The organism is Haematomicrobium sanguinis DSM 21259 (assembly GCF_000688395.1).
GTDB classification, from domain to species: Bacteria; Actinomycetota; Actinomycetes; order Actinomycetales; family Micrococcaceae; genus Haematomicrobium; species Haematomicrobium sanguinis.
Window position 1 is genome coordinate 119654 of record NZ_JIAG01000009.1, and the last position, 24896, is coordinate 144549.

A 24896-nucleotide genomic window follows, 5' to 3' on the forward strand; every position below is an offset into this window, starting at 1 on the left:
CGCAGGCGCCGGCTCCACGGTGGGGTCTAGCGAGGTGGTGTCAGTGATTGTTGTATCCAAAATTCTTCCAATCCTTGGCTGACGCGGGCCACGTCCTCTGCTGTGCCCATAAGTTCAAATCGATAGAGGTAGGGAACCTGGCACTTCTTAGCGATCGCACTCGCCGCCGCGCAGAAGTACTGCCCAAAATTCGTATTCCCGGCCCCGATCACTCCGCGAAGGAGCGCCCGGTTTTCGGGAACGTTGAGAAATTTAATGACTTGTTTCGGTACCGCGCCCTCACCGTAGGTGTCCCCATAGGTGGGGACGACAAGCACAAATTCTCGGTCAGCCCGCAACGTTTCGTCCTTCGTCATGAGCGGAAGGCGTGCGGCCTCGATCCCGAGTTTTTGCACAAAGCGGTGAGTGTTTTCCGATACCGAGGAGAAGTAAATCAGGTTCGCGTCCGTGTGCTCGGCCACGGACGCGCTTGCTCCGCGTTCGGCAGGGTTCAGCGAGGTCATCGCCATTGATATCCCTCCCCTGCTCAACGTGAACTGTCGCGAGTTACGCGACCGAGCTGGCCGCGCTTTCCGAGCTGATCTCTTCAATCTTGTCCGGACGGAAACCCGACCAGTGATCGGCATCGGTGACCACGACCGGCGCTTGGGCGTAACCAAGCTCGCGAACCCGCTCGAGCGCCTCGGCATCCTGAGACAGATCCACCGTCTTGTATTCAATGCCCTTGCGGTCAAGAGCACGGTAAGTCGCATTGCACTGGACACATGCTGGTTTGGTGTAAACCGTTACTGCCATGATCAATCCCCTTGAGAAAAGCTAGAACTGCTATTGAATCCTGTGCACCGTGGGCGGAAAATCCACCGTTGTCGATGCCTGTGTGACGTTGATGTGAGTTGTTGCCAGCTACTCATTTCCACAATGCCTTGCCAGCGAGTTCAATACTACATCTAGTGTTCACCGCGGGGTGGAACCCCAAGATGATGTATTACAAGTATGTCATTCCTGGCGTCATTAGTCCACATTTTGTGCCCAATTTACCCACAGCCGCGCCGGAAATTTTGTCCCCGAGTTTGTACCACTGGAACAGCACCCGCACTACCGCGAAAATCGCCCGGGACGCACGCTTCAACTTCTGGTTGAAGGTTTTATCCACACCCCTGTGCACGATCCATCCACCGGCAAAAAAATTTTCCGTTTGGCGTGTCGCGGCGTGTCGCGACTTGTCCCACCGACAACGGATAAGCTCTACTTATGCTCAACCCGGTTCACCTGAAGACTCTGGTGGAAGTCGTGCGCTCCGGCTCGTTTGTACGGGCCGCCAACAATCTCGGGTTCACCGCGTCCGCAGTGTCCCAACAGATGTCCGCGCTGGAAAAGACCACCGGAGCCGAGCTGTTTATCCGCACCGCGCGCACCATCACCCCCACCGAAGACGCGCTCACCATGGCCCGACACGCCGCAAAGGTCCTCACGGATCTCGATGTCCTCATGGCCGCGGCCGCTCATAGCGCGCCCAAGGAAGAGTCCTTGCTGAGAATCGGCATGTTCCCCTCGCTTGCTACCGCGGTCCTCGAACCCATTCTGAGCACCGAGCGCTGGCGCAAGCTCGGACTGCATTTACGGCCATTCATTGGCGAACCCGGGCACGTCATCCAAGCCGCGAACAACGGCGCCGGATTGGACGCCGGCTTGGTCTATCAAGTCGGCCAAGGCGGCGTCGCATGGCCCGGCACGCTCAAACGCCAATGGATCGCCGATGACATGTTCCGCATCCTCGTTCCGCAAAGCTGGGGCTTCGCTCCGGATTCCGTGGTCCCATCCGAGCAGCTCATGGAGCGACCCTGGATCATGCATCACCCCGGGACGGCGGACGCCACCGTCATCGAACGCCTTTTCGCCTCCCTCAACCTGCACCCGAGCGTGGTGGCCCACTCGGACGACTTCAACGCGAGCCTCGCCATGGTCTCCGCAGGTCTTGGCGCCGCGCTCGTCCCGGACCTCGCCATCCGCGTGTGGCCGGAGGGTGCGGTGCGGATCGACGTCCCGGAGATCCGCCTCGCCCGGAAAATCTTCGCGCTCAAATTCTCCACCGCCGCCGAATCCAAAACCGATGTCTTCTTAGAAATGCTCGCCGAGCTGCTTGCCTCCGCGGGCGCACCTCGACCCTAAAGCACCCCACAGTGAGGTACGACGGCGCGCCATGGCTTGGCGCGCCGTCGTACGGTTTTATTGGGGTGCTTCAGGCGACGGAGGTTTGTTCCTCACTCGCCTCGATCGTTGTGGCTGCGAGGGCCTGGTCGAGGTCCGCCTTCAGGTCCTCGATGTGCTCGAGTCCCACTGAGAGGCGGATGAGCCCGGGAGTCACCCCCGCGCTCAGCTGCTCATCGGCGGTGAGCTGTTGGTGCGTTGTCGAGGCCGGGTGGATGATGAGCGAGCGCACGTCGCCAATATTGGCAAGGTGGGAGAACAACTCCACGTTCTCCACGAGCGTTCTTCCTGCGGCCTCTCCCCCGGCGAGCTCGAAGGAAAGCACCGCGCCCGCGCCGCGCGGTGCGTACCGGCTCGCATTCTCAAACCACGGGCTTGTCGGCAGGCTTGCGTAATTGACGGATGCGACCTCGTCACGTTCGGACAGCCACCGCGCGAGCTCTTGGGCATTCTCGACGTGCCGTTCCATCCGGATACCCAAGGTTTCTACTCCCTGAATCAGCTGCCAGGCATTGCTCGGGGAAACCGCGGAGCCGAGGTCGCGTAAGAGTTGCACGCGAGCCTTGATGATGTAGGCGATGCCGTCCCCGAGCGCTGACGTGTAGGACACACCGTGGTAGCTGGGATCCGGTTCGGTGAGTCCGGGGAACTTTTCCACATGCCGACTCCATGGGAAACGCCCGCCGTCCACAATGGCGCCTACCACGACCGTCCCGTGACCGGAGAGGAACTTGGTGGCCGAATGCACCACGATGTCCGCGCCGAACTCCAACGGCCGGATGAGGTAGGGGGTCGCGACGGTGTTGTCCACAATGAGCGGCAGGCCGTTCTCGTGGGCAAGGTCGGCTACGCCTTGAATGTCCAAGACATTGATCTTGGGGTTGCCGATGGTTTCGGCGAACAGCGCCTTGGTGTTGGGGCGGATGGCCCGGCGCCACTCGTCGAAATCGTCTTGGTCGCTCACGAAGGTGGTTTCGATGCCGAGTTTCGCCAAGGTGTGGTGCAACAGGTTGTACGTGCCGCCGTAGATCGAGCTAGAGGCGACAATATGATCGCCCGCATGGGCAATGTTCAAAATGGCGAACGTGGTTGCGGCCTGTCCCGAGGCGAGGAGCAGTGCCGCGCTGCCGCCCTCCAGGGCAGCGAGCCGTTCTTCGGCAACCGCCTGGGTCGGGTTCATGATGCGGGTATAAATATTGCCGAACTCTTTGAGAGCAAAGAGGTTTTGCGCGTGCTCAATATTGTTGAAGGTGTACGCCGTGGTGTTGTAGAGCGGCGTAGCGCGGGCATTGGTCACCGGGTCGGGTGCTGAGCCGGCGTGGATTTGCTTGGTTTCAAAGCGCCATGAGGCGTGATCGGTCACCGGGGGCTCCTTACTTTATGGGGAAACAAGCTGATTGAGGTTGGCGCGGGCGCGGCGCGTGGCTGCCACGAGGTTGCGTAGGGACGCTTCGGTTTCGGCATAGCCGCGAGTTTTCAGGCCACAGTCCGGATTGACCCACAGTTGTGCTGCGGGAACTTTGGCGACGGCGCGTTCCAAAAGTTCGCTGACTTCCTCTTCGCTGGGCACCCGGGGCGAGTGAATGTCGTACACACCGGGACCCACCCCGCGGGAGAAGCCGTGGCGGTCGAGATCGTTGACCACTTCCATCTTGCTGCGCGCCGCTTCGATGGAGGTCACGTCGGCGTCCAGGCCGTCGATCGCGTCGATGACTTCGCCAAACTCCGAGTAACACAGGTGGGTGTGGATTTGGGTTTGCGAGTGCGCACCCGCGGTGGCAAGACGGAACGCGTTCACGGACCAATCCAGGTAGCCGGCCTGGTCTTCCTTGCGCAGCGGTAGAAGTTCGCGGAGCGCCGGCTCGTCGACTTGGATGATGCCGATGCCGGCCGTTTGCAGGTCATCGATTTCATCGCGGAGAGCCAATGCAACCTGGTTGGCGGTGTCGCCTAATGACTGGTCGTCACGGGCAAATGACCACGCGAGGATGGTGACCGGCCCGGTGAGCATGCCTTTCACGGGCTTCTCGGTCAGCGATTGCGCGTAGGTGCTCCACGGAACGGTGATTGGGGCCGGGCGGGAGACATCTCCCCAAAGGATCGAGGGCCGTGTGCAACGGCTTCCATAGGATTGCACCCAGCCATTGCTTGTCACGTCGAAGCCATCCAGGTTTTCGGCAAAGTATTGCACCATGTCATTGCGCTCGGGTTCGCCATGGACCAGCACGTCGAAACCGAGTTCTTCTTGGAGGTCGATCACGCGTTTGATCTCGTCCTGCATCAGGGCGGTGTACTCGTCCTGAGTGAGCGCACCCTTGTTCAGGCGAGCGCGCGCCGAACGCACCTGGGCGGTCTGGGGAAAAGAGCCGATGGTGGTGGTGGGGAGTTCCGGGAGCTTGAGCGACTCGCTTTGGGCGCTGGCGCGGTCGGCAAAGGCTGCGCGCGTGAATGCGCCAGAATCCAGAGCACCGGTGCGCTGACGGATGGCCTCGACGCGCACTCCCGGATGAGTTTCGCGGCTCGAGCGAGCCGCCCGGTTCGCGGTGAGCGCCTCGGTGATGCTTTCTGGTTCATCGAGGAACCGTGCCAATTGCACGACCTCGGCGACCTTCTCATCGGCGAACGCCAACCAGGATCGCAGTTCGGGATCCAGGGCCTGTTCATCCTCTAGCGTGTACGGAACGTGGAGCAAGGAGGTGGAGGTGGAGACGGACAGCGCATCGACGTTGGGCTTGATCGACTCAAGAGTCTTAATGGAGCGGTCAAGGTTGTTGGCCCAGATGTTGTGACCATCGACCACACCGGCGACGACGACCTTTCCGCGCAAAAGTTCGAGTTCTTTGGCACTCGGAAGGTCCCCCTTGAACAGGTCCAGGTGAATCGCGTCTATTCCGGTTGCGGCCAGCGGTGTCAGGTTTTCCTTCAGCGAACCGTAAGCGGTGTTGACGAAGATTTGCGGCCGGTCTGTGGCGGCGGTCAGGGCTGTGTACGCTTCATCGATGGCGGCTGCGAGTTTCGCGGGGTCAAGGTCGTGATCGGCAACCAGCGCAGATTCGTCGAGCTGAATCCACGGTGCGCCCGCGGCGTGCAGTCGGGCCAATAATTCGCGGTAGGCGGGAAGGATGTCTTTCAGGCTGTCCAACGGGGTGTAGTCCTCCCCCGCATCCTCGGCCGCTTTACTCAACAGCAGGAAAGTTACCGGCCCAATGAGGCTCGGGCGCGTGATGAACCCGGCGTTCTTGGCTTCGACAAAGTCATCCACGATTGCATTGGACGTGACGCGGAAGGCAGTCGTCGCCGAGAGCTCCGGGACAAGATAGTGGTAATTGGAGTCAAACCATTTGGTCATTTCCAAGGGGGCCTGCGCGCTGTCTCCCCGCGCCAAGGTGAAGTAGCCGGCCAAGGTGACCTCATCGCCGTCGTACACCTCGGTGAATCGGTGCGGAACGGCGCCTACGTGCGTGGCGGTGTCTAGCACCTGGTCATAGTAGGAGAATGTGGCAGGAATCGCGGCGTTCGCGGGATCGAGGCCGAGGTCGGCGAGGTGCTGGTACGTTGCAAGGCGCAGCTCGCGAGCGGTTTCGGTCAGATCGGCGAGGCTGGTGTGACCTGCCCAATAGGACTCGACGGCCTTTTTGAGTTCGCGGCGGCGGCCAATGCGCGGATAGCCGACGATGGTTGCGGAAGGAAATTGCGTGGTCATGGTCATCTTTCTGTGTGGGTGTTTCGTGCGGCTCGGGCGGGCTAGACTGCCCGCAATTGCGGGGCGGTGACCCGGGTGAGACGGGAGAGGTTGAGGTTGTCCAGGACGTCGAGGCTGTCCTGATATTGGTTGAAGGTATAGAGGTGCAGGCCCGGGGCGCCGGCATCGAGGGCGGCTTGGGCGAGGTCGGTGGTCGCTTGTATTCCGGCTTTCCGGCGGGCGGCGTCATCGCTTGTGGAGAGCTTGTCTAAGAGCGGTGCGGGGATCTCGATGCCGGCCATTTCGCTGATTCGTGCGACGCGCCGGGGAACCGTGAGCGGCATGATGCCGGGGATGATTGGGATGGTGACTCCGGCGCGGCGTGCTCTGGTGAGGAGATTCTCATAGGCGCGGGGGTCGAAGAAAACTTGGGTGAGCGCGAAGTCGGCGCCGGCCGCTTCCTTGGCGAGAAGCACCTCCACGTCTTGGAGTTCGGTGGGCGATTCGGGGTGGCGGTTGGCGTAGGCTGCGACGCCGATTGCGAGCCTTCCGGCGGCAAGGCGCGCGGTGTTGTGCCGTTCGACCGTGCGGACGAGCCGGATGAGGTCCTCGGCGTAGTTCAAGGCGGGTGTGGCGGCGAGTGGGAGGGCCTTGTCCTTGTCCCCGCGAAGAGCCAAGATGCCGCGCACGCCCAGACCCAACATTTCGGTGATCATGGCGGTTATTTCGTCCACCGTGTTGCCGAGGCAGGTGAGGTGTGCGAGCGGTTTGAGCGTGGTGGTGTCGAGGAGTTCTTTGAGAAGTTCCAGGGCCTCGGTGCGATTGTCGCCGCCGGTTCCAAAGGTGACCGAGACGTAGTCGGGGTGGGTTTGCTCGATGGCGCGGATGGTTCTCCATAAGGGTCCGCGGGCACTCGCGTTCCGTGGTGGGAAGAGCTCATAAGAGAGCGCGATGTCCGGGCCGCGTGGTGGCTGGTTCTGCGGTGGCTGGTTTTGGGGTGGCTGGGTAGGAGAAAGTGACATTTGGTCCCTTGTGTTTTGTTCGTGATCCTCGTTGTGGATTCACGATGCGAACGGTACGGGCACAGTGCGCTGGTTAAGGGCGCTAGCTCTGGGCGCTCGATGGCGAGCGCGGCACTGTGATCAAATGTCAGACCCTCATGGGGGCACCCACACCTTCATTTATTCGAAGGTCGCTGACGGTTTCGCCGGTAGATCAAATAATTTTCGATGCGCCGACATGTTGAATCTAGATCGCGTCCGGCGCATTCGGCAAGAAGGTGAAGCAACATGACGCGAATGTGAATATGTGTGACCCCTGGTGCAAACATCCAATGTCTGACAAGCTTGTCTATACCGCCAGCAATGACTCAGTGCACCATTATGCGATATTGACGAGGTTTGAGAATGAGAGAGAAACGACGCCACGAAGATTTTGCTCGGATGTCTCGACGATTCTTTATGTCGGCGGCCGGAGTCGGGCTGATGGGCGCACTTGCAGCGTGTAGCGGCGGAGGCGGCGGGGCCGGAGCAGCGGCGAGCGCCGACCCCAATCGTGTCATGCCGCCCAAGGGCGGGCCCGCGCGCACACCGACCGATATTCCGAACTTGCCGGAGGGATTTGTCGGCGCGCCGGCGTACACGCCAGAGCCGCTGGTTAGCGGCCAAAGCGCGACGCTACGCATTGCCGTCCCGCAAAGTATTTCGGTGGGCGACTGGAAAGCGAACAAGTTCACCCAATGGTTCCAGGACCGTACGGGTGTGAAAGTGGAATGGCAGACCATTCCCGACGGGGATGACGCACAAACGAAGATCAACGCGCTGATCGCCTCCAATGATCTTCCAGAAATCATCATGGGGTTCTATCTGGACCGGTCCCAGGTGTGGACCTGGGCTCAGCAGGGCATCATCGTGGATATGAAGCCGTACCTCGAGGATTACGGCCAGAACGGTAGAGAAGCTCTGGGAATCAGCGAGGACTGGACCGCGGCATTTGCCGGACCCGATGGTGGCATCTACTCCTACCCCAATGTCAACGAGTGCTATCCCTGTGCCACGCAAATGAACAAGATGTGGGTGAATCAACGCTATTTGGATCAGGTGGGCATGCAACGGCCCGAGTCGCTGGATGAATTCACCGAAATGTTACGGGCCTTTAAGAAGCAAACGCCGGCCACTAAGCCGCTACATTTTCAAGATGGCGAATGGCCAGACGCCTGGGCGAGCCAATCCTTCATGTACAACCCTGGTAAGCCGTGGATTACCGTCCAGTCCGGGAAAGTCCAGGCCGCCTTTGTCCAAGACGGCTTCCGCAAGACACTTGCCTATTTGCGCTCCCTGGTGGACGAGGAGCTATTGGATCCCGCGACATTGAACCAGAGCAATGACCAATTGCGGCGCTCTGTGGGTGCCGGTCAGGTTGGTGCTGCGGCGGTCGCCTGGGAGGGATCCCTGACCAGTGATCCGTCTCGACAACGCGAATGGATCTCGCTGGGACCTGTTGCCGGACCCGAGGGAACTAGGGTTGCCGCCTGGGACTACTACGTCGGACTCACCTTCGGCCAAACAATCATGACCAAGGCGTGCCGTTCGCCAGAGCTTGCCGTGGCTTGGATGGACGAATGCTTAGAACTGGAGACAACCATCCGATCCAGTTCCGGTGTCAAAGGCACCGATTGGGAGTGGTCAAAGAAGGGCGAATTCGGTCAGAACGGGAACCAGGGACTGTTTACCCTCACTGCTTTATCTCCGGAAAACGGGAGCACCTGGGCCCAGGCGAATCCGGGATACCGCACTTCGGATTTCCGCGATGGCATGGTGTACACCAAGGGTCAGCTGCCCGCGGATGAACAGAAGAAGCTGTGGGAGCTCAACCGCTCCAAATACGATCCATACAAGCAACCGGTTGACCAGCAGTACCCGCCGACCTTCATTGACGCGACTCTCGCCGCCGATATCGCTCGCGCCCAGGTGGATCTAGAAAATGAAGTGAACGCCGCCATCGACGGATTTATCCGCGGCCGCCGCGATATCAACGGCAGCTCCGATTGGGATGACTTTGTGAAGAAGATGGACGAGATGGGATTGCAGAACTACTTGGACATGCGCCAGTCCGTTCTGGACAAGCGGAACGGCTAAAAATTTCTCTACTCGCGCTGCGATGTGTACCGGCATCCTGGCGATAGGATGATGCTGGCCACGAAGTGTGGCCAGCATCACTTGTTAACGTGGGTTCGCAAGCAATGCGAACTTTTCGGATTGGGGAATCATGAGTCAATCAGCGCCGCAATATCCATCTGGGGGCCAGCCGCAGTACGGCATGTATCCGCCGCCCCCGCCGCCGCCAGCACCCAAGGGCTTCGCGATTGCCGCGCTAGTTCTCGGCATCATTGGCGTGGTCATCGGCCTCTTTATCGTCTTTGGCTGGCTTGCCCTCATTTTGGGCATTCTTGCGCTCATTTTCGGCATCGTGGGCCTACGGAAGAAGACCGCGAACGGCATGTCAATCACCGGCATCATCCTGGGTGCTATCGCCACTATCCTCGGCGTCATCGGCATTATCGTCACGATCGCGTTCATCAACGCCGCATCGAACGCCCTGGAGTCATACCGTCCGCAACTCGAATCCGCCATGGCAAGTTACTCGGCGCAGGCGAACGAGGAACACACGATCACCTACAAGGTCACCTCGGATGTCGCCGCCAAGGCAACGTATACGGATGAAAACGGTAGCAAAACGGAAGCCGTTACCAATGAATGGCAGAAGGAAGTCACCATGAAAGGTGCCTACATTTACACGAGTGTTTCCGTGTCACCGGATGACATCACCACCGCCGGGAACCTGAGCTGTGAAATTCTCATCGACGGGAAATCGGTATCCACCGACAGCGGATCCTCGCTTGTCTCGTGTTCGGGATCGCTCTAATCACACTGGTAGTGACACAAAGCGAGCGGCCCCCATTCAGTCTTATTGACTGAATGGGGGCCGCTCTTTGTGGTGCCCAGAGTGGGACTCGAACCCACACACCGTAAGATACTGCATTTTGAGTGCAGCGCGTCTACCAATTCCGCCATCTGGGCGCGGATTTCACGGTAAGCAACGTGAGTTTTACCTCAACGAAACTGTCGATGCGAAAATCAACTTTACATGGCGATAGGCTGTTTATGCGAACCGAGCCAGTTTCGCACTGTTGAAGCCCGTCATCACAAGGAGGAACGTGTGAGCGCCGAAGAAGAGAACGGCCCCGCCATCGAGGTTGCCAAACGAGTTCTGGTTGCCGAGGACGAGACGCTGATTCGTCTCGACATCGTTGAGATCCTGCGTTCCGAAGGCTATGACGTGGTGGGTGAAGCCGACAACGGTGAGCGTGCGGTCGAGCTGGCCAAAGAACTGAACCCGGACCTGGTGCTCATGGACGTCAAAATGCCGATCCTTGACGGCATCTCCGCAGCAGAATCGATCGTGAAAGAGCGCATCGCGCCGGTTGTTCTGCTGACCGCGTTCAGCCAGAAAGAACTCGTGGAACGTGCTCGTGACGCGGGCGCGATGGCTTACGTGGTCAAGCCATTCACCCCGGCCGACCTCATGCCCGCGATCGAAATCGCGTTGAGCCGTCACGAGGAAATTCAGGCGCTCGAGCAGGAAGTGACCGACCTCAAGGACCAATTTGAGACACGGAAGCTCGTCGAGCGCGCCAAGAGCCTGTTGACCACCAAGATGGGGCTGACCGAGCCAGAAGCGTTCCGGTGGATTCAAAAGACCTCGATGGACCGGCGCCTGACCATGCGAGAAGTCTCGGAAACCATCATCAACCAGGTGAACTAACCCGGCGAGACGGTCTCCCCCGTCCCGCCCAAGTACCTGAGCGGCGGGAGGCCACCGTGCTTCGGTGACCACCCGCCGTCGTACATGTAAAGGCGATGCGCTAGCGCGGTGACCCACATGCACTACCTGCACACTCGAAATCCATTGTGCAGATAATGCACGCTTTAACGGCGTGTCGCGTGCGTGTTCTGCACAGTCGATGAGGGGTGGGCGAGGGATTTGTTGATGCGGTGGGCCCAAAACGGTCCCTCATACAAGAACGCCGTGTACCCCTGAACCAGCGTCGCACCGGCATCCAGGCGCGCTCGCACATCCGCGGCGTCACGCACACCGCCCACCGAAATGATGCACACGCTCGCGTCCAAATGGGTGCGCAGGAGCTTCAGCACGTCGATCGACCGCTCCTTCAGCGGCTCGCCGCTCAGTCCCCCGACGCCCATGGACGTCACGGTTTCCGCGTCGATGCTCAGCCCATCGCGGGTGATCGTGGTATTCGTCGCCACAACCCCATCCAGCCCCATGTCCTTAACCAGCTGGGCCACCTCGGCAATGTCGTCATCGCTCAAATCCGGCGCGATTTTGACCAGGAGCGGCACATGCCGCCGGGCGGCGGCGTCGGCTGTCTGGCGCACGTGATGCAAGAGCGGGCGCAAGCTCTTGACACTTTGCAATAGCCGAAGCCCAGGGGTGTTGGGCGAAGACACATTGACCACCAGATAATCGGCGAGCGGCGCCAGATCTTCGGCGCTAATGAGATAGTCGGCGATCGCGTCCTTGAGATCGACCTTCTTGGTCTTGCCGATGTTGACCCCGACAATGGGACGCGTGCCGGGAAAGCGGCGATCGATCCGCGCACGCTGCTTCGCAAGCCGCTCGGCGACCTTGGCCGCCCCGTCATTGTTAAACCCCATGCGGTTGATCAGCGCCCGATCCTCCAGCAGTCGGAAGAGCCGCGGTTTCGGGTTGCCCGGCTGCGCGCGGCCGGTCACCGTCCCAATCTCCACGTGGCCAAATCCCAAATCCATCAGCGCGCCAGTGCCGCTCGCGTTCTTGTCGAATCCGGCGGCCAAGCCAAACGGCGTCGGAAACGTCAAGCCAAGCGCCTGAACCCGCAGCTCCCGGCTGGGCCGGGTGAAACGGCGCAGCAACGGTCCGGCAGGTGTTCTATCGGCAAGTTTGATCAGCCCAAACCCCACCGTGTGCGCAAGCTCGGCGTCCATCCATGAGAAGGCAAGGCGGAAAAAGGTTGGGTAAATTTTCATGGTTTGCTTTCACTGATGTTCGACGGCGAGTGGCTGGGTTTGTCGATCGCCCCGCCATAGCGGCGGTCGCGTCGAGCGTATTGGTCAATGGCGTACCAGAGTGTCCGGCGATCGACATCGGGCCAGAGCACATCCAAGAACACCATTTCGGCGTAAGCGGCTTCCCAGAGCATGAAATTGCTTGTGCGCTGTTCGCCGGAGGTGCGGATGAAAAGGTCCACATCGGGAAGGTCTGGTAAGTAGAGGTTTTTGGCAATCGTTTTTTCGGTGATACGTCCCGCGTTGAGTTTGCCGTTTTTGACCTCGTGGGCAATCGCTTGCATGGCGTCGGCGAGTTCGGCGCGGCCGCCGTAATTAATGCACATATTGAGGGTGCAGGTGGAATTGTTTTTGGTTTGCTCTTCGGCAATCTCCAGTTCGGAGATGACCGAGCGCCATAGCCGGGGTCTTCTCCCCGACCAGCGCACGCGAACGCCCCACTGGTCCAGTTGGTCGCGTTGGCGGCGCAGCACGTCCCGGCTGAAGCCCATCAGAAAACGAACTTCTTCGGGGGAACGGGCCCAGTTTTCAGTGGAGAAAGCGTAGACCGAGACGTGTTTGACGCCAATATCGATCGCGCCGGCCATGACATCTAAAAGGGCCGCCTCGCCTGCGCGGTGGCCCTCGGTGCGGGGCAGCCCGCGTTGGTTGGCCCATCTGCCGTTGCCGTCCATCACAATTGCCACATGCTCGGGAACAAGGTGGGCGGGTAATCGTGGAGCAGTTTCGCCGCTGGGATGCGGATAGGGCTTTTCTACCACTTAACTTCTTTCCACCAATGCCAGGGATTTGAGTGAACGTTCAACATGAAATTGTACAAAGCTCGCAATCATTCCGGCGGCGCGATTCCGGGTGCTCTCCTCGGCGGCGGCAGCGCTCGACCAGTCTCCCACCTGAAGCGCTCTGAGGTGTGCAAGGGTTTGTGCATCCAGCGTGGGGGTGCCGGGCGGTCGATGCAGCGTGCAAACAACGCCGCCCAGCGATGGCGAAAAACTCGCGTGCTCGCCGACCTCGTGGCATGTGGCACAGTGCTCCAGGCTCGCCTGCCACCCTGCGGCCGCCATGGCGCGCAACAGGTAGGAGTCCAATATCAGTTGCGAGGGTTGTGCGTTTCGGGCGAGCGCCGCTATGGCGCCGAGGGCAAGGTGGTACTGGGCACGCGCCGACTCGGTGTCGGTTTCGGTCAGCTTCTCCGCTAACTCGCTTATTGCCACCGCGCTCGTGTACGCAGGATAGTCCGCAACCAACGGGTGACCGTAGCCGCGTTTCGTCTCCACTTGGGAAATGTGTTCCAAGGACCGGCCCGGGACGAGTTGAATATCAATGTGACTGAAGGGTTCCAGCCTCGCCCCCAGCTTGGACTTTGCGCGCCGAACGCCCCTGGCGACGGCGCGCACCTGTCCGTGAGTGGGAGTGATCATGACGATAATTCGATCGGCCTCGCCCAAGTTATAGGTGCGCAACACAAGTGCCTCGGTGCGGTAGCTTCGCGCCGCGAAATTAGTGGTGCTCACCTACGTATTGTGTCACTCTCCGGCAGAGTTGCGGATTGCGCGGTTGACGGCGGAGATGACGGCCTTGAGCGACGCGAGCGCGGTGTTGGAGTCAATCCCGACGCCCCAGAGCACCTCAGAATTGACCACCGCTTCCACATAGGCCGCGGCCCGGGCGTTGCCGCCGGCCGAGAGCGCATGCTCGTGGAAGTCAAGGACCCGAACATCCACGCCGTCCTCGGCAAGAATCGTGGTCAGCGCTTCCACCGGTCCGGTACCGGTTGCGGTGCGGCGCTGCTCCACCCCGTCCACAACGATGCTGACGGTGAGTTTGAAGGATCCGTCGGCTGCGGAATCCGAGTTGACCGACACAAGCTCGTAGTGTCCCCACTTGTGGTGATCGGCGCTTTCGCGCACCGGCAAATACTCGTCTTCGAAGATCGACCAGAGTTGATCGGGGTTGATTTCCCCGCCCGCGGTGTCGGTATGGCGTTGTATCACCGAGGAGAACTCGATCTGCGCACGCCGCGGCAAGTCCAGATTGTGATCTTGCTTGAGCAGGTAAGCCACGCCGCCCTTGCCGGACTGGGAGTTCACGCGGATCACGGCCTCATAGCTGCGACCAAGGTCCTTGGGGTCAATGGGCAAGTACGGAACGGCCCAGGTCAGATCCTGGGTACTGACACCCTTTTCGGTTGCCTCCGCTTCCATGGCCTCAAAACCCTTTTTTATGGCGTCCTGGTGAGAGCCGGAGAACGCCGTGAACACCAGGTCGCCGCCGTAAGGCGAGCGCTCTGGGACCGAGAGCTGGTTGCAGTATTCGACGGTGCGCCGGATGTTATCAATGTCGGAGAAGTCGATCTGCGGGTCGATACCCTGGGTGTAGAGGTTAAGGCCGAGAGTGACGAGGTCGACGTTGCCGGTTCGCTCGCCGTTTCCAAAGAGACATCCTTCAATGCGGTCCGCTCCGGCCAGGTACCCCAGCTCGGCGGCTGCGACACCGGTGCCACGATCGTTATGGGGGTGGAGCGAGAGAATGATGTTGTCCCGGTTCTCCAGGTTGCGCGACATCCACTCGATCGAATCCGCATAGACATTCGGGGTTGCCATTTCCACGGTTGCCGGCAAATTCACAATGACATTGCGGTCCTCGGAGACCTCGAAAACCTCGGCGACGTCGTTACAAATGCGCGCGGCGAATTCCAGTTCGGTTCCGGTGAAAGATTCTGGCGAGTACTCATAGGTGATCTTGGTGTCCCCCATGTTCTCTTCGAACTTTCGGCATAGCCGCGCACCGGTCAACGCAATATCCAATATTCCGTCCATGTCCTGGCGGAACACGACCTTGCGTTGCAACGTCGAGGTGGAGTTGTACAGATGCACTATCGCTTGGCGGGCGCCCTCGATGGATTGGTAGGTTCGCTCAATCAGGTGTTCGCGCGATTGGGTCAAAACCTGAATATGCACATCCTCGGGGATACGGTCCTGTTCGATCAGCATGCGCACAAAATCAAAGTCGGTTTGCGATGCCGAGGGGAATCCGACCTCGATTTCCTTGTAACCCATGGCGACCAGGAGGTCGAACATGCGTAGCTTGCGTTCGGCATTCATGGGATCAATGAGGGCCTGGTTGCCGTCTCGAAGGTCAACCGCGCACCAGCGCGGCGCCTTGGTCATGACCTTGTCTGGCCATGTCCGGTCCGGGAGGTCAACACGAATCTGCTCCTGAAAAGGAACATATTTCTGGAACGGCATGGGTGTGGGTTGTTGGAAATTGCGCATGGTTGCACCTTCGGTTTTATGCGTGGAATGGGCCGCCGAACAGCGAGAGATCTCCGCGGTGAGGTCTCGACGAGCGGTTATTTCCCGCTTGGCTCCTCACCACGGCTGCTAAGAAGGAGCAAGGATCCGTAGTGCACAAAATCACAGTAACACGATCGAACCGCCTCGCATCATAGGATGTAAATCACAGTCCTCAAGACTCAAGTAATGACACATGGAAGTGGGTTTAACATGGCCGATGCCGTCAGTCCGCGTATTCAAGACGATCTCTTTGCCGCGGTGAATCACGAGTGGTTAGAGACCACCGATATTCCTGATGACCAACCGGGCTACGGCACGTTCGCGGTGTTGCGGGACAACGCCGAAGAAGCGGTACGGGATCTCATCGAGCAAGCAGCCTCGGCCAGCGATCCGGATGCGGCTACGCAACGGGTCGGGGATATGTACGCCAGTTTCATGGACCGAGATACCGCCAACGCCAAAGGCATCGAGGCCATTCGCGAGGATCTTGACGCCATTGATGCTGCTGCCGACCTTAGCGATTTCCTTGCCGTTACGGCTCGCTTGGGCCGCGAAGGTAAGGGGAATCTGCTCTCGATCGGGATCGAGGCCGATTTCAAGGACACCAATACCTACATGGTGTATTTCGATCAGGCCGGTATCGGTCTGCCGGATGAAAAGTACTACACCGAGGACCAGTATGAATCCGTGCGCGAGGAGTATCTCAAACACTTAGAGCGTGTCTTCTCGGCCATGGGAGAGGAGCACCCGGACTCGCTTGCTCGCGAGGTTTTGCAACTGGAAAGCCAGTTCGCCGCCACGCACATGGACAATGTCACTCGGCGCGACCCAAATGCGATCTATAACCCGATGTCCCGTGCCGAAGTCGAGGCAGCAACACCGTGGGTTCCCGGGTTCGCCGAACAAGTCGGCATCCCTGTGCAGCACCTCGAAACGGTGGTGGTGGAGAGCCCCGGGTACCTTCAAGGATTGCCGGGCATTGTCAGCGAGGACAACCTCGCCACCCTCAAAGCCTGGCTCAAAGCCTCTGTTTTTCATGACCGTGCGGCCTACCTCAGCGACGAGCTTTCCAAACTCAATTTTGATTTTTACGGGACCATCTTGGGCGGAACCCCGCAACAGCGTGACTTGTGGAAGCGCGGGGTGGGCCTGGTGGAAGCCACCCTGGGCGAGGAACTAGGAAAGCTATATGTGGCACAGTATTTCCCGCCTAGCCACAAGGAGCGAATGGATGCCCTGGTTGCCTCGCTCCTTGACGCCTATCAAGAATCGATCGCCAACCTGGAGTGGATGAGCCCGGATACCCGAAAAGCCGGGTTGGAAAAGCTGGCGAAGTTCCGGCCGAAGATTGGCTTCCCGAGCAAGTGGAAGGACTACTCCGCTCTCGAGGTGTCTCCCGATGACTTGATTGGCAATGTGGACCGCAGCGCCGTGGTGGAGCTGGAGCGCAGCATTGCCCGCCTCGAGGGACCGGTGGACAAGGAACTGTGGTACATGACCCCGCAAACGGTCAACGCTTACTACCATCCGCTTCACAATGAAATCGCGTTCCCGGCAGCGATCTTGCAGCCGCCCTTCTTTGACATGCAGGCGAGCGATGCCGAGAACTTCGGTGCAATTGGTGCGGTCATCGGACACGAGATTGGTCACGGATTTGATGACAGCGGTTCGCAATTTGACGGAGACGGGTCGCTGCGGAATTGGTGGAGCGACGAGGACCGTTCCCGATTTGAAGAACTCACCGCAAATTTGGTGGGCCAGTTCAACGAACTCTCGCCGGATAACGTTCCGGATCAAAAGGTCAATGGCGAGTTGACCCTGGGCGAAAACATTGGCGATCTCGGCGGGATCACCATTGCTCTCAAAGCGTTCAAAAACAGCTTTGCCGGCTCCGGCGCTCCCAGCGATGAGGACATTAGGGACTTTTTCCGTTCTTACGGCACCATTTGGCGCGGCAAGTTCCGGGACCAGGAGGCTCGGCGCCGCTTGACCATCGATCCGCACTCCCCCAATAAATTCCGCTCCAATCAGATCGCCAAAAACGTCGACGAGTTCCATGACGTGTTTGACACGAAGGAGTCGGATGGAATGTGGCTCGCCCCAGATGAGCGGGTCAAGATCTGGTTCTAGAAGCCGAAGCCGGTGTTGACGGACTGGCAGGTCGATTGGCCTGCCGTCTGTCCGCTCAATCCATCACCAAGATTCGCCGCAGAGTCGAGCTTGTCGCCGGTGAGGAAATCGTCACCGATCACAAGGGTGATTCCACCGATGTAGTAATTGGTCACCACTTGGGAATCTGAGATTCCTAATTGGCGTGCCACCGCTTTACCGGCGTCTTCCTGGCCTTGGGGAACCAGGATTTGTGTGGCTGGAAGGGTGACGCTCGGATCGACTGCGGCGGTGTCGCCGGACACCGCAAGGGTAAAGCCGAGCCCCTGGAGCACCGAAACGATTTCATCGGCACGTTGTGCCCCCGCAGACGAGCGGTTGGAAACGGTGACGTTAATGGTGGCAGGATCGATCTGCGCCGGGTCCTGCACCGGAACTTCTTGGCCGGTAATCGGGTCGATCGTGGTTTCCGGTGTGGGTTGGGTGCCGTCGGTCGGTGTGCCCGAGCCTTCCGGGGCGGGTTCTTGGCTGGGTTGGGCGAGCGGGTCGCCATCTTCACGCAGAATGGCGAAAAGGTCTTCGGCCTTGGGTTCGTCCAGCTGCACGCGATTGGGATCCGGCTCATAGGTCACCACGGGCGCGGTAATGAAGGCGACGTTGTTGAGGTCGACATCTTTGAGCCGCCCGGCCATGGCCATCAAGGTCGAGATGTCCTTGAGCGCCGGATCCACCGTCAGATTTTGAGTGATGGCCTCAGCGATGCCATACATTTTGGGGATGTTGTTCAAGGTATCTTCCGCGCGTATCTTGCGGACCATGGAGGCGAGGAAGCTTTGCTGGGATCGGATACGCCCAATATCGCTGCCGTCACCAAATCCCTTGCGGTTGCGTAGAAAAGCGAGGGCTTCGTCTCCTTGCACGGTGCTGACACCGGCGGGAAGCTTGAGTCCGGAAGACGGATCGTCGACCGGGGCGTTAACGCACACTTCCACACCGCCCAGTGTGTTTGAGAGTTCGCGTACGGCATTGAAATCGGCCATCATAAAGTGATCGATCTCCAGGCCGGTCATCTCATTGATAGCGGCAACCGTGCATCCCGGGCCGCCCTCGGCCAACGTGGTGTTCAATTGGCCAATCTCGTAAGGCCCCACAATCTGACCGGTGTCCGGGTTCTTGCAAGCCGGCAATTTCGTCATGAGATCGCGAGGGAAGCTCACCACCGTGACCCGTTGCCGGTCCGCGGACATGTTCATCAGCATCATGACGTCCGCGTTGCCCTCGCCGGAGGAGTTGTCTTCATCGGTGATAGACGTTTGTCCCGTCCGGGTATCTGTGCCGATGATCAAAATTTGCAACGGGTCTTTATTGGTATCCACCGGAAGCTTTGCGGTGGCCTCAGCCTCAGGGTTTGCGTTCAACGGGCTGGTTTGGACGTTGTTTTGGAGCTGCCAAAATTTGAAGGCGGCAAATCCGAGGCCAGCAACCAGAACAAAGGCGAGGCCGGACGCCAGCACCTTGAGGAAAATGTGGCGCGATCCGGGTGCCAAGTGGCGGCCGGCGGGTGAGCCTATCGGCATTGAGCTATCGCCATTGTCCGGTCTGGCTGCCGCTCGCCTCATCTATTGAACCTCACACTCGTGTCTGGTTGCGCATGGGGCGCAACCAGTTGCCTTGCCTATTTCCGGCACACTTCTGGACGTTACATCTTCTCGAGTGCACCATCCGATGACCGGGATGTCTTAGAAACCTAAGCGTCCTAATTGTTTGGCGTCTCGTTGCCAATCCTTGGCGATCTTAACATGTAAGTCTAGGAATACCTTGACACCGAGGAGCGCCTCTATGCTCTTGCGCGAGGTTGCGCCAATCTCTTTAAGCCGGCTGCCGCCCTTACCGATAATGATCGCCTTCTGCGAGGACCGCTCCACAAAAATATTCACGCGCACATCGGTAAGCGGCCTGTCCGCTGGCCGATCTTCACGCGTAACCATTTCGTCGACAACCACGGCAATGGAATGCGGCAATTCGTCGCGCACGCCTTCCAGCGCCGCTTCCCGCACAAGTTCTGCGACAAGCGTCGCTTCCGGTTCGTCGGTGAGCTCGCCCTCCGGGTAGAGCATCGGGCCGGTGGGAAGCAGCTCGGAAAGGACGTCCGCAACCACTCCAACCTGGTGGCCGCTGCTGGCCGAGACCGGAACAATCGAGTGGAAACCGTCGCCGCCAAGGACCTCCCGGCCGAAAGCATCCACACCTATCAGCCGGTCAGCCAAATCATCTTTGGACACGAGGTCCGTTTTCGTGACCAACGCCACAACCGGCGTGCGTTTAATCATGCCGAGCTTTTCGGCGATAAACCTATCTCCGGGCCCGGTCTTTTCATTGGCGGGCACACAAAAACCGATGACATCTACTTCAGACAAGGTTTGCATCACGGTGTCGTTGAGCCGTTGTCCGAGCAAAGTACGGGGCCGATGTAATCCCGGAGTGTCGACCAAAATGAGTTGCGCGTTGTCCCGGTTGACGATGCCGCGGATGGTGTGACGAGTGGTTTGCGGGCGGGAGGAGGTGATCGCAACCTTCTGTCCCACCAGCGCGTTGGTCAACGTCGATTTGCCAACATTGGGCCGGCCCACGAAACACGCGAATCCGGAACGGAATGCCCCCGATTCCGGCGCAATGTCAGTGGATCGCGCAGATTCCTTAGCCATTAGTGTGCCTTTCCCACTGAGGCCGCGTCTGCGTCCTCGCCAACAGGATCGTGTGCCAGCTCTTCGTCAGAGGACTCCTCATCCGCGAGGTGAACGTCAATCTCGGCGATACGGTTACGACGCCCTTCGCTGCGATGAGCCCGCAGCGCAAGATCCCCGACTTTCACCTCGCTGCCCACAATTGGCACCATTCCAAGTTCCTTTGCAAGAAGGCCGCCTACCGTGTCCACGTCATCATCTTCGAGGTCGACATCCATGAGTTCGGCAAGATCGCCTACGCTCATGCGGGCCGAGACACGATAGCCGCCGTCCTCGAGTTTTGCGTACTGTTCGCCGGGCTCCTGATCATATTCGTCCACGATCTCCCCAACAATCTCTTCAATGAGGTCCTCCAGCGTGACGAGGCCAGCGGTGCCACCGTATTCGTCAACCACGATCGCAATGTGCGCGGACCGGTGCTGCATCTCGGTCAGCAGGTCGGCGACGCTTTTAGAGTCGGGAACGTACTGCACGTCACGCATGAGCTCGGTGATCGATTGCTCGGCATACCCGTTGAGCATGGCCGCGGCGACGTCCTTGAGGTAGAGCATTCCGCGCACGTCGTCGGAATTTTCGCCGAACACAGGCATCCGGGAAAACCCGGAGCGCAGAAACAAGCTCATCGCTTGCCGCACGTTGTTCTCGATGCGGGCACCCACCACGTCCATGCGCGGCACCATGACTTCCCGCACCCGCGTGTCACCGATCTCGAACACGGACTTAATCAAATCCGCTTCCGAATCTTCCAGGACGTCTTGGTCGGAGGCGCGGTCGACGATCTCACGGAACTCAGCCTCGGTGACAAAGGGGGAAGTGTCGTCATCATTGCCCGGGGACAGCCTGTTTCCCAAGCGAATGAGCCAGCGCGGCACCGGACCCAAAATTGCGCGCAGGAATCTGACGAGCGGCGCCGAGAACCGCACAATCGCCAACGGGTAGTTCCGGCCTATTTGACGTGGCGAAGCTCCCACCAGGACAAAGCCGATGCCGGCCATCACCGCGGTCGCGACCAGCCCGGCGAGCCAAATGTTGTCGATGAGGATCGCGAACACGAGCGTGACCGCCACGGCGGCGGCCATTTCAAACCACACCAACCAGAAGCGCATCGCGTTAATGTGGTCGGCAAAGTCCTCTTGAATCCGCACCAGGGAGCTCTTGCCGGTTGAGGCGCTGTACTTTTCCACATCGTGGCGCGGCACAAAGTTCCAGGCCGATTCGGCAGCAGCGATCAGCGCCGCAAGAATGGTGCAGACAATGGCGATCAGGCATAACAGCGTGATGGTCATTCGATTGTTTCCTTCGGGGCATGGCCAAGGTATGCGCCAAGGAGTTCGCGCTGCAAACCAAACATTTCAGCTTTCTCCTCTTCCTCGGCGTGATCGTAACCGAGAAGGTGCAAGATGCCGTGAGTTAGTAACAGCAGGATCTCCTCACGCATGGTGTGCCCCGCGGTTTCTGCCTGCGCTCCAGCAACCTGAGGACAAATCACGACGTCGCCGAGCATCCCGGCCTCTGATACCCGCCCTGGCTCCCCCGGAGTGATTTCATCCAGGGGGAAGGACATGACATCGGTGGGCCCTTCCAGGTCCATCCACTCCACGTGCAGCTTTGCCATGGCCGGTTCATCGATCAGCACAATGGATAACTCGGCGGCCGGGTTGACGTGGAGTCTTTCGAGCACAAACCGCGCGAACGCCACAAGCTCCGCTTGATCTAGCTCAACATCGGTTTCATTGTTGACCTCGATGCTCATCGGGTGGCCCGCTGTGCATCCCAGGTGCCGTATGCCGTGACAATCTCGCTGACCAAGTGGTGGCGGACCACATCGTCCGCGGTGAGCTCAATAAAGGAAATGTCTTCAATACCGGCGAGAATCTTGCGCACCGCACGCAGACCGGAGTTCGTGGCACCGGGCAAGTCCACCTGGGTGATGTCCCCGGTCACCACCATTTTCGAGCCAAAACCCAGGCGGGTGAGGAACATCTTCATCTGTTCCTCGGTGGTGTTTTGCGCTTCGTCCAGGATGATAAAAGCATCGTTGAGCGTGCGCCCGCGCATGTAGGCTAGCGGCGCAACCTCAATGGTGCCGGCGTCCATGAGCCGAGGAATCGAGTCCGGCTCAATCATGTCGTGGAGCGCGTCGTAGAGAGGACGCAGGTAGGGGTCGATTTTCTCATTCAGTGTCCCGGGCAGGAAGCCGAGCCGCTCCCCTGCCTCCACCGCCGGACGGGTGAGAATAATCCGGTTCACTTCCTTGGCCTGCAACGCCTGGACGGCTTTGGCCATGGCCAGGTACGTCTTGCCGGTACCGGCCGGACCAATCCCGAAGACCACCGTGTTTTGGTCAATGGCATCTACATAATCGCTCTGGTTTAAGGTCTTTGGCCGAATATTGCGGCCGCGGGAGGACAGCACATTTTTGCTGAGCGCATCCCCGGGACGCCGCGCGCTTTGCTCGGAAAGCATACCGACGAGGCGCCGCACAAGATCGCCGTCCACTCGCGTCCCCGCCCCGGCGATCTGGCGAAGCTCACCGATGAGCCCGACCACTCGTTCCACGCTAAACGGCGCCCCGGAAACCTGCAGTTGAGAATCCCGCACGCTGAAGGAAACCTCCGGAAAGGTTTGTTCTATCACGCGTAGCGCTTCATCTTCCGGGCCTAGAGCGGCAACCATGGCGTTGGTCGTGGGGAAGTCGATGACGATGCGTTGCTCGGCAGTCTCGGCTGCCGTCTGTGGTGTGTCCGTCATGTGTGTGAGGCCGGAGCCTGACTCTCCTTAGGCTACTGAGTACATTAGGGAAAAGAAGTTTTCCTCTGGATAAGTCTAGTGCAGGGCCTGTACCGGAGCTAAGAGGTAGATATCAATATGGTCTCAGTCTGCGCATTTGACGAATTCTGCCCCTTTTCGTCTCGGGTTCTATGCGAAACTATTGACTTGTGCCGAATCCTCGGCTTGATGCGCTCACGTCCCCCACAGTGAAAGCAGGTGTTGTTTGCGCGCTCAAAATCTGCGTACGCAACCCCGTTTTTGGCGCACCCGCGCGCGAAAGGCGAGCATCGCCGTCGTACTTTGTTCCCTGGCCCTCACCGGTTGCACGGCCCAAGGACTGGACTCCCAGTCCGTCACCGGCACCGGCCGGCCCGTCGAGACCGCGCAGGCGCGCTCCGACGGCACTAAGATTCTCAATTTCCCGGTGTATTGGCTGGGTAAGAGCGGGGATTCGACCCGTCTTTTCCGCGAGTATGTCGATAGCGAACCCGCCGCCGACCCCATTGCGCAGGCGATCGATTTCATGCTCTCGCAGAGCCCCACCGACCCGGATTTCTTCACGCCGTGGAAGCCCGGCGCGGCGCTCAGCGTCTCGACCTCCACCGATGGAGTCATCACCGTCGACCTCCCCTCCGATGTTTTTTCCAGCGGAATTGATCAGACCACTGCGGACCTCGCGGTGCAGCAGCTTGTCTATACCGCGACTGCCGCGGCCGCGAATGCGGGCATTTTGCCGGCGGGCAACACCGGGACGGTCATCGTGCTAGTGGATGGAAAGGCGGGCTACCGCGCCTTTGGCCGGACCGACCTGGGCGAGCCGATGAGCCGCGAGGTCAAGGCGATCGCCCCGATCTGGATCATTGAGCCGCAGGAACAAGCAGTTCGCAGCGGAAGTCCCCTCGACATTTTTATTTCCAGCACCTCCGTGGATCCGATTCGCTGGGAGTTGCGTGCGCTGGATTCTGGGCCATTGCCGCAGGACGCCGCGGAGCGGATGCGTAAGATTCTGGGTGGCGACACCACCACGAGCGGCACCGTCACTCCCGAGGACAACGGTTCGGGTAGTTTCATCACCAAGTTCTCGCTCGATGTGGAACCGGGAAATTATGCGTTGATCGCGTATCGCGGCGCGGACGGCGCGTCGGATGCCGCTCAAATTGATACGAAAATCTTGCGGATCGACTCGACGAAATAGCCTTACCAGCGTTCCCATTGCGTGTTGATCGCCGCGAGCGCGGCCGGACCCGCGCTGGAGGAGCGCAAAATTCGTTGGCCAAGATGCGCGGTGCGCGCCCCGCTCGCAACCATCGCCTCCACTTCGCTCGGCGTGATGCCGCCCTCGGGACCCACAATGAGCAGCAGCGGTCCGGGGCCGGTTTCCCGCAGGAAACTCACCAAGGGCTCGGTGGCACTTTCATGAAGTACGACGGCGTGTCCCCCACTTTCGCCCACCGCTCGCCGGATTCGTTGGCACAGTTGGGCGCTCGTTTCCGGGCTGCTCACGGTGGGGATGTGGGATTGGCGGGATTGTTTGGCGGCCGAGCGCACCAGATCCTGCCATTTTTCGGTGCCTTTCTTGGCTTTCTCGTCACGCCAACGCACGATGCTGCGGTCGGCCTGCCACGGCACGATTGCCGTGGCACCGAGTTCCACGGCCGATTCAACGGCCTGTTCATCCCGTCCGCCCTTAGCCAGAGCCTGAACAACCGTGACCTCGGGTGACGGCGCTTCTTCTGTCGTCGCGCTCTGGATGTCCAGGAGCAGGGAATTCTTTGCGGACTCCTTGACGGTCGCTCGCCAGCGGGCGCCACGCCCGTTCACCAGATCGAGGCTTTCGCCTGCCGCTAAACGCATCGATCCGGCTGCGTGGCGGCCCTCCGGTCCGTCGAGGGTGTAGCTGTCGCCTGGGCGTAGCGTTCTAGCACTCTCGACGTCGATGACGAAGACCGGAAGGCTCACG

21 protein-coding genes and 1 tRNA gene are annotated in these 24896 nt (G+C 59.7%); 6 read left to right on the forward strand and 16 right to left on the reverse strand.

Features of this window, described 5'->3' with window-relative positions; translation table 11 throughout:
- Positions 1-26: 26 nt before the first annotated feature.
- Positions 27-509, reverse strand: coding sequence for a class Ib ribonucleoside-diphosphate reductase assembly flavoprotein NrdI (gene nrdI / locus O148_RS0109445; RefSeq protein WP_026530709.1), 483 nt, complete (start codon positions 507-509; stop codon positions 27-29).
- A 37-nt stretch (positions 510-546) separates the two neighbouring features.
- Positions 547-795: a glutaredoxin-like protein NrdH gene (nrdH, locus tag O148_RS0109450; RefSeq protein WP_026530710.1), complete on the reverse strand. Its 249-nt coding sequence runs from the start codon at positions 793-795 to the stop codon at positions 547-549.
- A 456-nt stretch (positions 796-1251) separates the two neighbouring features.
- On the opposite strand from nrdH, the gene O148_RS0109460 reads away from it, so the two are divergent.
- On the forward strand, positions 1252-2169 hold the full coding sequence (locus O148_RS0109460) for a LysR family transcriptional regulator (protein WP_026530712.1): 918 nt from the start codon (positions 1252-1254) through the stop codon (positions 2167-2169).
- Positions 2170-2239: 70 nt separating this feature from the next.
- Here the strand turns inward: O148_RS0109460 and O148_RS15940 are convergent, their stop codons facing one another.
- From O148_RS15940 to O148_RS15945, 3 genes are read right to left on the reverse strand one after another with little or no spacing between them, the layout of a single operon-like run.
- Positions 2240-3571: a bifunctional o-acetylhomoserine/o-acetylserine sulfhydrylase gene (locus O148_RS15940; RefSeq protein ID WP_051620062.1), complete on the reverse strand. Its 1332-nt coding sequence runs from the start codon at positions 3569-3571 to the stop codon at positions 2240-2242.
- A gap of 15 nt (positions 3572-3586) precedes the next feature.
- A complete protein-coding gene (metE, locus tag O148_RS0109470; protein WP_157374598.1) occupies positions 3587-5911 on the reverse strand; it encodes a 5-methyltetrahydropteroyltriglutamate--homocysteine S-methyltransferase in 2325 nt (774 codons plus the stop codon).
- 41 nt (positions 5912-5952) lie between these two features.
- Entirely contained in the window at positions 5953-6912 is a 960-nt protein-coding gene (locus O148_RS15945; RefSeq protein ID WP_035745664.1) for a methylenetetrahydrofolate reductase, read from the reverse strand.
- 384 nt (positions 6913-7296) lie between these two features.
- On the opposite strand from O148_RS15945, the gene O148_RS0109480 reads away from it, so the two are divergent.
- A complete protein-coding gene (locus O148_RS0109480; protein WP_084157239.1) occupies positions 7297-9027 on the forward strand; it encodes an extracellular solute-binding protein in 1731 nt (576 codons plus the stop codon).
- 130 nt (positions 9028-9157) lie between these two features.
- The gene (locus O148_RS17115) at positions 9158-9814 is read left to right on the forward strand and encodes a DUF4190 domain-containing protein (RefSeq protein WP_026530715.1); all 657 of its coding nucleotides are present in this window, start codon (positions 9158-9160) and stop codon (positions 9812-9814) included.
- Positions 9815-9884: 70 nt separating this feature from the next.
- Here O148_RS17115 and O148_RS0109490 read toward each other — a convergent pair.
- A tRNA-Leu gene (locus O148_RS0109490) sits at positions 9885-9969 on the reverse strand.
- A gap of 139 nt (positions 9970-10108) precedes the next feature.
- Here O148_RS0109490 and O148_RS0109495 point away from each other — a divergent pair.
- The gene (locus O148_RS0109495; protein ID WP_026530716.1) at positions 10109-10714 is read left to right on the forward strand and encodes an ANTAR domain-containing response regulator; all 606 of its coding nucleotides are present in this window, start codon (positions 10109-10111) and stop codon (positions 10712-10714) included.
- Between the two features lie 164 nt (positions 10715-10878).
- On the opposite strand, the gene O148_RS15955 is transcribed toward O148_RS0109495, so the two are convergent.
- From O148_RS15955 to leuA, 4 genes are read right to left on the reverse strand one after another with little or no spacing between them, the layout of a single operon-like run.
- On the reverse strand, positions 10879-11976 hold the full coding sequence (locus O148_RS15955; RefSeq protein WP_035745666.1) for a quinone-dependent dihydroorotate dehydrogenase: 1098 nt from the start codon (positions 11974-11976) through the stop codon (positions 10879-10881).
- Positions 11973-12776 (reverse strand): isoprenyl transferase, encoded by an 804-nt coding sequence (locus O148_RS15960; RefSeq protein WP_035745668.1) that lies wholly within the window; start codon positions 12774-12776, stop codon positions 11973-11975. Before O148_RS15960 ends, O148_RS15955 begins: the two co-directional genes overlap by 4 nt.
- Positions 12777-13529 carry a DNA repair protein RecO gene (gene recO, locus O148_RS0109510; protein ID WP_026530717.1) on the reverse strand — a complete coding sequence of 251 codons (753 nt, stop codon included), beginning with the start codon at positions 13527-13529 and terminating at the stop codon, positions 12777-12779. It lies immediately after the preceding gene.
- A 12-nt stretch (positions 13530-13541) separates the two neighbouring features.
- Complete coding sequence (gene leuA, locus O148_RS0109515) at positions 13542-15290, reverse strand: 2-isopropylmalate synthase (protein WP_026530718.1); 1749 nt, start codon at positions 15288-15290, stop codon at positions 13542-13544.
- Between the two features lie 207 nt (positions 15291-15497).
- On the opposite strand from leuA, the gene O148_RS0109520 reads away from it, so the two are divergent.
- Complete coding sequence (locus tag O148_RS0109520; protein ID WP_026530719.1) at positions 15498-17441, forward strand: M13 family metallopeptidase; 1944 nt, start codon at positions 15498-15500, stop codon at positions 17439-17441.
- Here the strand turns inward: O148_RS0109520 and O148_RS15965 are convergent.
- The 5 genes from O148_RS15965 to O148_RS15970 form a co-directional block, all read right to left on the reverse strand.
- Positions 17438-18997, reverse strand: coding sequence for an LCP family protein (locus O148_RS15965; RefSeq protein ID WP_051620063.1), 1560 nt, complete (start codon positions 18995-18997; stop codon positions 17438-17440). The genes O148_RS0109520 and O148_RS15965 overlap by 4 nt on opposite strands.
- A gap of 162 nt (positions 18998-19159) precedes the next feature.
- Positions 19160-20125, reverse strand: coding sequence for a GTPase Era (gene era / locus O148_RS0109530; protein WP_026530720.1), 966 nt, complete (start codon positions 20123-20125; stop codon positions 19160-19162).
- Entirely contained in the window at positions 20125-21450 is a 1326-nt protein-coding gene (locus O148_RS0109535) for a hemolysin family protein (protein WP_026530721.1), read from the reverse strand. Before O148_RS0109535 ends, era begins: the two co-directional genes overlap by 1 nt.
- Entirely contained in the window at positions 21447-21917 is a 471-nt protein-coding gene (gene ybeY, locus O148_RS0109540) for an rRNA maturation RNase YbeY (protein ID WP_026530722.1), read from the reverse strand. Before ybeY ends, O148_RS0109535 begins: the two co-directional genes overlap by 4 nt.
- The gene (locus tag O148_RS15970) at positions 21914-22915 is read right to left on the reverse strand and encodes a PhoH family protein (protein WP_035745720.1); all 1002 of its coding nucleotides are present in this window, start codon (positions 22913-22915) and stop codon (positions 21914-21916) included. The genes ybeY and O148_RS15970 overlap by 4 nt, the downstream gene beginning before the upstream one ends.
- A 244-nt stretch (positions 22916-23159) precedes the next feature.
- Between O148_RS15970 and O148_RS17120 the strand changes: the two genes are divergently transcribed.
- The gene (locus O148_RS17120; RefSeq protein ID WP_051620064.1) at positions 23160-24131 is read left to right on the forward strand and encodes a GerMN domain-containing protein; all 972 of its coding nucleotides are present in this window, start codon (positions 23160-23162) and stop codon (positions 24129-24131) included.
- A 2-nt stretch (positions 24132-24133) separates the two neighbouring features.
- On the opposite strand, the gene O148_RS0109555 is transcribed toward O148_RS17120, so the two are convergent.
- The gene (locus tag O148_RS0109555) at positions 24134-24895 is read right to left on the reverse strand and encodes a 16S rRNA (uracil(1498)-N(3))-methyltransferase (protein WP_026530723.1); all 762 of its coding nucleotides are present in this window, start codon (positions 24893-24895) and stop codon (positions 24134-24136) included.
- Between the last annotated feature and the right edge of the window lies 1 nt (position 24896).